The organism is Streptomyces sp. NPDC087440 (assembly GCF_044744005.1).
Lineage (GTDB): Bacteria > Actinomycetota > Actinomycetes > Streptomycetales > Streptomycetaceae > Streptomyces.
Window position 1 is genome coordinate 212,676 of record NZ_JBIUXN010000012.1, and the last position, 6,726, is coordinate 219,401.

Sequence of the window (6,726 nt, forward strand, 5' to 3'; positions counted from 1 at the left end):
GAGGAGGGCGTGGACGAGGCATCCTGGGGAGCCCACGGTGCGCAGAGGAGGGGGCTGCTGGCACGAGCCCACCGTCAGGGATACACGTACGGGCTATCAGCAGGTACTTTTTAGCCTGAGTGGGTGACAAGTGCCCTGGAAGGTGCAAGCGGCGCAATTACTGTCCTGTCGCATGACTTCAACCCAGACAGATGCCCCTCTCAACCGCGCCCACTTGGGCACCATCGCTGTTCTTCCCTGGGCGGGAGAGAACGCCGATGACGGCCACGACGCCGCCTTCCTCCTCGCCTACGCCCTGGGAGACGGCACGGGCTCCGAGGAGGAAGGACTTGCTGCAGTACGGACCGTGCTCACCAGCGCCGGGCTCCCCGTGGGCGGGCCCATCGTCAACGGCGCGCTCTCCACTGTTCCCGTGACTCTCATGGTGGACGGTGTCAACGCCGTTCTGACCCTGCCCCACCTCAATGTCACCTGCACCGTCCCGCCGCAATGGACCGCCGCGGCCGAAAAGCGCGGCCAAGTGCACCTGATGTTCACCACACGGCCCTGGCCAGACCTCAAGCCCGGACAGTCGGTCACCGAGGATCAGCTCCAGGCCTTCGTGGGTGACGAGGACACCATCCGGACGGCCGCCCACTGCCGGCTGCCTGCTGCCCGCCTGCGCAAGTAGCCGCGTCACCCAGACATGCGTGTGGCCCCGCGAGGAAAACCCTTCGCGGGGCCACACACTGCTCACCTCGTCCCCATGCGCGCAAGCGGCTGTTCGCGCGCATGTACCGCAACTACCAGCCCAGGGTAATCAGCCCCGGCGTCAGCGGTTGTTGGCGCCGTTGCCGGAGAGGACCGGGAAGTCCTCCAGGATGTGCGAGAGCGGCTCGTCACCCTTGGCCTGGGTGGAGTTCTCGACACACTGCTGGTTCTGCGGCGCGGACAGGATCGGGATGTCCTGGACGCCGACCGGGACCACGCCGGCGAGGGAGGTCAGGTTGGCCTTGGCCGGCAGGCCGACACAGGGCTTGTTGAGCGAGCCCTGGACCAGGGACATCTGCGGGCTCATGTCACCGGCGGTCTCAGCGTTGCCGTAGTGCTGCTCGGCGCCGTTGCCACTCATCGACGTGGTGCCGTCGTCGTCCGCGATTGCCATGGCCTGCGGAGCGGCGATGACGCCGAGGGACATGGCGGCTGCGGCGACCGCAGACGAAACCATCATCTTGTTACGCATGGAGGAAACCTCTTCGTTCCGGGGGCTGGCTGCTTACGTGCTGCACAACCCCCCGGTGACGGGTTTGGTTCTGTCCGTTCACCCGTATGGCATAAAAGCTACTCATCTGGCAGCTCCGCTACTATCTCCGGGAAATAGACTCGTCGCCTAAAAGGCCGAGCTCAAGCCCATCATGCCGCCATTGGAGTGAATGTAGATAACTAAACGCTCAGTCCGAAGTTTTGCAGGGGGCTCCAGGACAGGGGTACTCCATGGGAAAGAAGGACTGAGAGATGAAGAAGATCATGGCAACGGCCATGCTTGCCGCCGCCACGATGGGCATGGCTGCCCCCCAGGCCGTCGCGCTTGCCGATGACCACGGCACCACCTCCCAGAGCGGGAACGGCGCCGAGCAGCACTACGGCAACGCCAAGACCGCCGGTGACATGAGCCCGCAGATGTCCCTGGTCCAGGGCTCGCTCAACAAGCCCTGCATCGGCCTGCCGGCCAAGGCCAACGCCACCTCGCTCATCGGTGTGGTCCCGGTCGGCGTCCAGGACATCCCGATCCTGTCCGCGCCGCAGAACCAGCAGTGTGTCGAGAACTCCACCCAGGCCAAGGGTGACGAGCCGCTCTCGCACCTCCTGAACGACTTCCCGGTCCTCTCCGGCAACGGCGCCAACAACCGCTGATTTCCCGAGTGCGTGCAGCTTGCGGGGCTGCATGCACCCATTCTGGTCTTTCCACACAGTGTTGAGCCCCCCGGAATCCAGGCCGGGGGGCTCAACACTGTGCTTTTCCGTTGTGCGGAGGAATGGCAACCTGAACGACACTCTGCGGCGGCTTTCGACGGCATTGCAGCCGACGGCTGTGAAAACCGCCCGAACAGGCTCAAGCGCCACATTACCGCAATCCCGCAGCGCGCCGGACAAAAATACCCCATTTGCTTTCCATGTCTTCAGGCGAAGAGACGGACCCGAATGATCGCGCGCGCGGCACGCGGGTGACATCACGCAATGCCACGATGCGGCAGTACCTCTGCCCGGGAAGAGACAGTGCGTTCCCCTCTCACACCGGCAGGAAGAAGCTGACACGTGACGCGCAGTAAGAAGTGGGCCGGAGGCATCGCGCTCGGCGCGATGGTCCTCGGCGCCACCGGGTTCTCCGCCCCGCCCGCCCCACCCCGCCCAGAAGCAGTGGCGTTCAGCGGATCCGGCTCCATGCTCTCCACGGCGCCCCCTGCCGAAGACACCACCCCGGAGGACGGCGGCGGCTCGGAGGCCGTGCGCCAGCGCGATGCAATGCTCAACCCCCAAGCGGTCAACGCCCTGTGCCAGGGTCCCTCTGACCGCGAGTACTCCTTCCCGCTGTTCGACGACGTCACGGTCGAGGTGGTCGAGCAGTCTCGCAGCCAGGTCGGTGACGTCACCGTCATCAGCGCCGCCGTCAAGGGGGCCGTCGGCCAGCAAGTGATCGCCACCGCCCAGGGAGCCTGCGACGGCGCGCTGGGCAACGAACAGGTGACGGCCCAGTTCATGCTGGGCGGCGACAACTACGCCATCGAGTCCAACGGCCCCGGCCGCGTGTCGATCACCCAGGTGACCCCGGTGGACGACGAGGACGAAATCAACATGAGCATGCCGCCCACCCCTGCGGCAGCCGCGCCGGCCACACCGCGTTCTGCCCCGATCGCCCCGGACAAGAACTGTGCTCAGGGCAGCAGGACGGCCCTGATCGACCTTCTCGTCGGCTACACGCCCAAGGCCCTCGCCGAGGCGGGTGGTGTCAGCCAGATGCGGGCGGACATCACCCGCTCCGTGGCCCTGACCAACGACGCCCTGGCCGACAGCAAGGTCAACGCCAGGGTCCGGCTGGTCCACATTCCTGCCGTCAGCAATGTTCCCGCGGCCCGCGACGGCGTCACCCAGGACCTGATCAAGGCTCTGGCCACCCCCCGCGACAACCTCCTCGACGAGATGCACACCCTGCGCAACCAGTACGGTGCCGACCTCGTCTCGGTGATCGCCGGCGGCCGGGCGGCAGGCGGCCTCGGCTACTCGCCCAAGGCCCCCGCGAAGTCCACCGCCAACTACGGCTTCAACGTGGTGGCACACGCCGCACTGAAGAACTTCTCCCTGGGACACGAGATCGGCCACAACCTGGGCTCCTCGCACGACCGCGCCACCCAGCCCAACCAGCCGCCGCCCTATGGCGCCAACGGCTACTTCCCCCGCACCGGCGACTTCGCCTCCCTCATGGCGTACGAGTCCGGCTGCCGCAAGACCACCAACGGCCCGTGCGGGCGCATCAACCGATTCTCGAACGCCTCTCTGACCTACCGCGGGCTGCCTCTGGGCGTGCCGCTCGGCCAGCCCGACGAGGCCGACGCCGCACGCGTCCTCAACACCACCGTCGCGGCCATCGCCAGTTACCGCGACACCAAGGCCAGCGACACCCTCTGCGCGGTCAGCACCGCCGTCACCCCCGCCGGAGCCGGGACGGTCGAGGCCGCCGAGAACGGCCCCTACCCCAAGGGCACCTCGGCCCTGTTCACCGCCAAGCCGAACGCGGGCTATGTCTTCGCCGGATGGACCCTCGACGGGCGCGCCTACGGATCCGACCGCACCCTCAACCTGCCTGTGACCTCCGACCGGAAGCTCACCGCGACCTTCCGCAAGGGCAACACCCCGCAGAAGAGCGTCCAGACCTCCGCCTCGCGCGGCGGCACGGTTGCCAAGAAGGCGCCCGCCAAACGGGGAGCCACCGACACCCTGCTCTACGAAGCGGTGCCGAAGCCGGGCTGGTCGTTCTCCGGCTGGACACTGAACGGCTCCAGCGCCGGTGACGAGGACACCGTCGAACTCCAGCTGGACGACGAGGATCTCCAACTGCGAGCGGAATTCGACCGCAGGAAGTACGACCTCGACACCGAGGTTGGAGAAGGGCAAGGCCGGATCGCACTCTCGGAGCAGGGCCCCTACGCCGAGGGCGACACCGTCATCGCCACCGCCACCCCCGCGCCGGGCTTCGTGTTCGAGCGCTGGCTCCTGGACGGTGAGGAGTACGGCGGGGACACCGACAAGGCAACCGGCGAGACTGCCGTGTCCTTCAGCAACGACACTGACCACACTCTCACGGCCCTCTTCTACAAGACGGGCTGACCCCCTCCGACCGCAAGCAGTGTGCCCGGCCTCGGTAAGAGGCCGGGCACACTGCAATCCACGCTGAGTAATACATAGAGAAAGAATTATCAATAAGCCATCGGTGGGAACCTTTATTCAGCAGTTCCTTCTGCTTTCCGGGTAGTGCCGCGGGTGTGCAAAGATCCTCGAAACACCCCAACTCCTCCAGGAGGTGCACCAAAATGAACGCTGCCAAGAAGGCTGCATTCGTCCTTGCCACTGCCGGTCTCGCTGCTGGCGCCGCCGCCGGTACCGCCGCTGCCGACGCCGACGCCGACGGCACCGCGACCCAGTCCCCGGGCGTCATCTCTGGCAACCAGGCGCAGGTTCCCGTGCACGTCCCGGTCAACGTCGCCGGCAACACGGCCAACGCGGCTGGCCTGCTCAACCCGGCGTTCGGCAACGACGCCGCCAACAACTGATAGCAGTTTTGGCAAGAAGGTGGGGCCCCACACAGCAGCTGTGGGGCCCCACCTTCATTTGAGTGTCACTTACCGCTCAGAGCACCCCAATACCCAGGCCCAAGCCCAGGCCCACGCCGACACCGGTGTAGTGCGGGTACCACCGCGGGTCATCAGAGCACATCACCTTGCCGTGGTGCACCCAACAGCGGTCAACCGCCGCAGGCTTGGCCGACGCCTCAGCGCCTGCTGCTGACGCCGTACCGGCCAGCGGAAGAAGAGCAGCGCCTGTAAGCGCCGCCAGTACTGCAATGTTTCCGAACTTGCGCATGTGCACTCCCATGGAGGGGGATGGAGACGCAAGAAGGCATACCGCCGCCTTCCTCCTTCCTCCCTAAGCTCCCTCCATGTCACGCCTGCGGGGCAATCGATTGGGCCAACTGCCCCACCTGGCGTGCTCAATCAGCCGAGGGGGAGCCCGCCGAGCATCGACGATGCCCCCTGGCCGCCCACCGCCCCCTCGACCAGCTTCATCGGGTCCGCGTCCTTGGCGTCGGTCACCATCTTGGCGGCGCCCTTGGCCTCGTTGACCACCGGCAACGGGGCGTTGAGGGGCTTGGTGTGCGTGTTGTACGCCTCAACCACCTGCGCCACACCCGAGTTCAGGCTCATCGAGGGGCTGGTCGGCATGCCGCCGGACTGAGCGGTCGCCACCGAGGACCCCGCAGCGACGGCAGCCATCGACACAGCCAGAACCGAAGCCGCCTTCGTGTACTTCATGAAAATTTCCTCATTCTCTGTCGTTGCCTACTCAGGAATTTGGCGCTGCGCAATTTCCTCACGTGGCGCCAGCATCATGACTAACGCGCACGCAGCCTCCAGAGAAACTGAATTCATGCACAAATCTCCGGGCTTCACTCGCATGCCAGGAAAAAGGTAAAAGAAGGTGGGGCAGGCCTCCGAGGCCTGCCCCACCAGAAACAATTGCCGTCCGACCGGATCAGCGCTGAGCAGCGCGCCCGCGACGGGTCAGCAGAACACCACCGGCAACAAGCGCCGCGCTCAGGGCCGCAGCGCCGCCGAGCTCACCAGCACCAGTGTGCGCAAGGTGGGGCTTGCCGCCAGGCTTGTGGCCGGGCTTGTGGCCCGTGGGCTTGCCGTGGCCGGGCTTGCCGGGCTTCGACGGGGAGTGCGGAGGAGCGACCGGAGGCTCATCCGCGGCCGGGGGCTCGTCAGCCGGGGGCTCGTCAGCCGGGGGCTGGGTCACCGGGGGCTGGTTGACCGGGGGCTGGGTCACCGGAGGCTGGGTCACCGGGGGCTGGTTGACCGGCGGCTGGACCACCGGCGGCTCATCGGCGGGCGGCTCGTCGGCGGGCGGCTCGTCAGCCGGGGGCTGGGTCACCGGCGGCTGGTTGACCGGGGGCTGGTTGACCGGGGGCTGGTTGACCGGGGGCTGGACCACCGGCGGCTCATCGGCGGGGGGCTCGTCGGCCGGGGGCTCGTCCGCGGGGGGCTCGTCGGCCGGGGGCTCGTCCGCGGGGGGCTCGTCCGCGGGGGGCTCGTCGGCGGGGGGCTCGTCGGCCGGGGGCTCGTCCGCGGGGGGCGTGACGATCGGCGGAGTCGTCTCGGCCGGCCCGTTGGAGCACTCGTTGCCGAACGCCGGATTCAGTGCAGCCACCACGTTCGCCGTGTTGCCGCAGGCGTTGACCGGAACGTGCACGGGGACCTGCACGTTGTTGCCCGACCCGACGCCGGGCGACTTTGCCACGGTCGAAGATGCCGTCGCACCACTGCTCTTGCCCGGCTTCACCGAGGAGCCGTTGGAGCACTTGTTGCCGAACGCCGGGTTCAGTGCAGCCACCACGTTCGCCGTGTTGCCGCAGGCGTTGACCGGAACGTGCACGGGGACCTGCACGTTGTTGCCCGACCCGACGCCGGGCGA

General features: G+C 67.2%; 6 protein-coding genes and 1 pseudogene. 4 read left to right on the plus strand and 3 right to left on the minus strand.

Annotated features, from left to right (window positions below; translation table 11 throughout):
• Positions 1 to 172: 172 nt before the first annotated feature.
• Positions 173 to 670, plus strand: coding sequence for a DUF5949 family protein (locus ACIO3O_RS23920; RefSeq protein WP_401749009.1), 498 nt, complete (start codon positions 173 to 175; stop codon positions 668 to 670).
• A 141-nt stretch (positions 671 to 811) separates the two neighbouring features.
• On the opposite strand, the gene ACIO3O_RS23925 is transcribed toward ACIO3O_RS23920, so the two are convergent.
• Positions 812 to 1,222 carry a rodlin gene (locus ACIO3O_RS23925; RefSeq protein WP_401749011.1) on the minus strand — a complete coding sequence of 137 codons (411 nt, stop codon included), beginning with the start codon at positions 1,220 to 1,222 and terminating at the stop codon, positions 812 to 814.
• 272 nt (positions 1,223 to 1,494) lie between these two features.
• On the opposite strand from ACIO3O_RS23925, the gene ACIO3O_RS23930 reads away from it, so the two are divergent.
• The 3 genes from ACIO3O_RS23930 (at position 1,495) to ACIO3O_RS23940 (ending at position 4,805) form a co-directional block, all read left to right on the plus strand.
• Positions 1,495 to 1,893: a rodlin gene (locus tag ACIO3O_RS23930; RefSeq protein ID WP_401749012.1), complete on the plus strand. Its 399-nt coding sequence runs from the start codon at positions 1,495 to 1,497 to the stop codon at positions 1,891 to 1,893.
• A 402-nt stretch (positions 1,894 to 2,295) separates the two neighbouring features.
• Positions 2,296 to 4,362, plus strand: a complete 2,067-nt coding sequence (locus tag ACIO3O_RS23935; protein WP_401749014.1) for a reprolysin-like metallopeptidase — start codon at positions 2,296 to 2,298, stop codon at positions 4,360 to 4,362.
• Positions 4,363 to 4,565: 203 nt separating this feature from the next.
• Positions 4,566 to 4,805, plus strand: a complete 240-nt coding sequence (locus tag ACIO3O_RS23940; RefSeq protein ID WP_401749016.1) for a chaplin — start codon at positions 4,566 to 4,568, stop codon at positions 4,803 to 4,805.
• A gap of 441 nt (positions 4,806 to 5,246) precedes the next feature.
• On the opposite strand, the gene ACIO3O_RS23945 is transcribed toward ACIO3O_RS23940, so the two are convergent.
• A complete protein-coding gene (locus ACIO3O_RS23945) occupies positions 5,247 to 5,564 on the minus strand; it encodes a hypothetical protein (protein WP_401749018.1) in 318 nt (105 codons plus the stop codon).
• A gap of 685 nt (positions 5,565 to 6,249) precedes the next feature.
• Positions 6,250 to 6,726 (minus strand): annotated as a pseudogene (locus tag ACIO3O_RS23950) (chaplin family protein); the annotation flags it as partial.

Coding starts and splice junctions, on each gene's coding strand:
- ACIO3O_RS23940 (WP_401749016.1), top strand. CDS start 4,566: ATGAACGCTGCCAAGAAGGCTGCATTCGTCCTTGCCACTGCCGGTCTC.
- ACIO3O_RS23925 (WP_401749011.1), bottom strand. CDS start 1,222: ATGCGTAACAAGATGATGGTTTCGTCTGCGGTCGCCGCAGCCGCCATG.
- ACIO3O_RS23930 (WP_401749012.1), top strand. CDS start 1,495: ATGAAGAAGATCATGGCAACGGCCATGCTTGCCGCCGCCACGATGGGC.
- ACIO3O_RS23920 (WP_401749009.1), top strand. CDS start 173: ATGACTTCAACCCAGACAGATGCCCCTCTCAACCGCGCCCACTTGGGC.
- ACIO3O_RS23945 (WP_401749018.1), bottom strand. CDS start 5,564: ATGAAGTACACGAAGGCGGCTTCGGTTCTGGCTGTGTCGATGGCTGCC.